This is a genomic window from Candidatus Diapherotrites archaeon (assembly GCA_040755695.1).
Taxonomy (GTDB): Archaea; Iainarchaeota; Iainarchaeia; order Iainarchaeales; family 1-14-0-10-31-34; genus JBFMAK01.
This window is the reverse complement of record JBFMAK010000006.1, coordinates 1-2,369: the sequence shown is the minus strand read 5'-3', so window position 1 is coordinate 2,369 and position 2,369 is coordinate 1. Positions and strand designations below refer to the sequence as shown.

Sequence of the window (2,369 nt, the reverse complement as noted above, 5' to 3'; positions counted from 1 at the left end):
ATTAGAACTTCAACGATAACAGCGAAAACTAGCAAACTCAAAGACCTCAAGAAGGTCGCAATCGCCCGAAGGCTCTTATTAGAACTTCAACGGAACAACAAGCAAATCAGGGAAGACCGCGCCCAGAGGTCGCAATCGCCCGAAGGCTCTTATTAGAACTTCAACGGAACAACAAGCAAATCAGGGAAGACCGCGCCCAGAAGTCGCAATCGCCCGAAGGCTCTTATTAGAACTTCAACTCATTGGTATGGAAATCGAAGGGATTGGGAGGTAGTGATTGTGTCGCAATCGCCCGAAGGCTCTTATTAGAACTTCAACGGAGAGAGAAATTGTTGCAAACCACACTTCGTGACGTAGTCGCAATCGCCCGAAGGCTCTTATTAGAACTTCAACTCAATCTGCCCACGGTTGTTTCCCTCACGGAAGACGGGCCGGCGGTCGCAATCGCCCGAAGGCTCTTATTAGAACTTCAACTATGACTGGAGTATGGTCGCTTACGGGCAGTGGATCCGAGAAAAGTCGCAATCGCCCGAAGGCTCTTATTAGAACTTCAACGCCGTATAAACTGATCGGCATTGACGTAGACTGCTCCTAGTCGCAATCGCCCGAAGGCTCTTATTAGAACTTCAACTAATTTGTTACCAAAAGACCCAATGACCAAGACCGCAGTGTCCGTCGCAATCGCCCGAAGGCTCTTATTAGAACTTCAACAAGTACGGAAGCACCAGAAGGACAATACCCCACAATGTCGCAATCGCCCGAAGGCTCTTATTAGAACTTCAACATCCGCGGGCCTGACGCCCTCCCGGCTGGCCAACATTTTCCGTCGCAATCGCCCGAAGGCTCTTATTAGAACTTCAACCCGCTGGAGCGGCTACCCATCCGCGGGCCTGACGCCCTCCCGGTCGCAATCGCCCGAAGGCTCTTATTAGAACTTCAACGGAAGACGGGCCAGCAAGGCGGTATATGGTGGCTGGGTCGCAATCGCCCGAAGGCTCTTATTAGAACTTCAACCGATGGGGAAAGCCTGTATGCTTATGGGGCTTACTTCAATCGTCGCAATCGCCCGAAGGCTCTTATTAGAACTTCAACAAAATTGAATGAAAGGTGCCAAAAAATTTTCGGACAGAAGGGTCGCAATCGCCCGAAGGCTCTTATTAGAACTTCAACTCCGGTTATGCATAGAGCACGGCGCACCCAAACCCGATGTCGCAATCGCCCGAAGGCTCTTATTAGAACTTCAACTCAAGCGCAATTACCGGATCAAGATCGTCACTGAGGGACGCATGTCGCAATCGCCCGAAGGCTCTTATTAGAACTTCAACAGTATGCGGGGCGAAGGAGACGATGATGTCGGAAAAGGTCGCAATCGCCCGAAGGCTCTTATTAGAACTTCAACGGCGGATCTTATTCAGCGATACCCTCAATCCGGACGGCTATTTTGTCGCAATCGCCCGAAGGCTCTTATTAGAACTTCAACGTAATCTGGGTTCTCGACAGCTTGACCATCGACTAAAACCGGTCGCAATCGCCCGAAGGCTCTTATTAGAACTTCAACGGCTCCTCAACGGATACTAACCAAAAACAATTTTGTTAAAGTCGCAATCGCCCGAAGGCTCTTATTAGAACTTCAACAAGTACCTGAATAAATTCCTTAGACAATGGTTTTGCCATAAAAGTCGCAATCGCCCGAAGGCTCTTATTAGAACTTCAACCCTGCCTGTTTCCCGGCCAGTAACTATGCAGCTTTGGGACCCCCAAAAGGGTAACCTCTTTATCTATCGCACCTTGGTTCACAAAAAGCCTCTTCCCTTTCAGCCTCTTTTAAGAAAGAGGCCATTTTTTCAAGTAGTTAAGTCTGGAGGGTAACCTCCCCGGTTTTTGCCGCTTTCGCCCATGTTCGTTAAATAATAATAAAATCAGCCTCTTGAGTAACCAGTCCCTGTCCCAGGACCTCGATACCCGGTACGCAGGCGGCGCACAGGGGATAGAAGCGCACGCTGTCCTGGGCTTGGTCCAGGACAGGATCGAGGCGCTTTTTAAGCCGCACCAGTTCCGAAGCCTCCAGACGGGCCTCGAACACGGAGAGCTGCACCCGTTCGCCGAAGTCTTTCAGCACCTTGGCCACCTTGAGGCGGCGGCGGTCATCCCGGATATCATAGCTGATAGCATAAAACATGGCGTTTTACCAGAAATTTTAAAAGTAGTTGTGTTAGGGATCAGGGGTTAGGGGTTAGGGGTTAGGGGTTAGGGGTTAGGGGTTAGGAAAAAGATGGGTTCCCCTATAATCCCGATGCCTTATTCTTAAGTGCGGTCAAAAGGCCGTTGATGATGCGGCCGACTTCACCGACTTGGTCCAGGAGGCGGCT

1 protein-coding gene and 1 CRISPR repeat array are annotated in these 2,369 nt (G+C 50.3%); the gene reads right to left on the bottom strand.

Annotation, left to right across the window (positions count from 1 at the left end; translation table 11 throughout):
• Window positions 1-54: 54 nt before the first annotated feature.
• A CRISPR array of direct repeats spans window positions 55-1,715; the repeat unit is 37 nt; unit sequence GTCGCAATCGCCCGAAGGCTCTTATTAGAACTTCAAC.
• 188 nt (window positions 1,716-1,903) lie between these two features.
• On the bottom strand, window positions 1,904-2,179 hold the full coding sequence (cas2, locus tag AB1467_07130) for a CRISPR-associated endonuclease Cas2 (protein MEW6296026.1): 276 nt from the start codon (window positions 2,177-2,179) through the stop codon (window positions 1,904-1,906).
• Window positions 2,180-2,369: the final 190 nt, after the last annotated feature.

Coding starts and splice junctions, on each gene's coding strand:
- cas2 (MEW6296026.1), bottom strand. CDS start 2,179: ATGTTTTATGCTATCAGCTATGATATCCGGGATGACCGCCGCCGCCTC.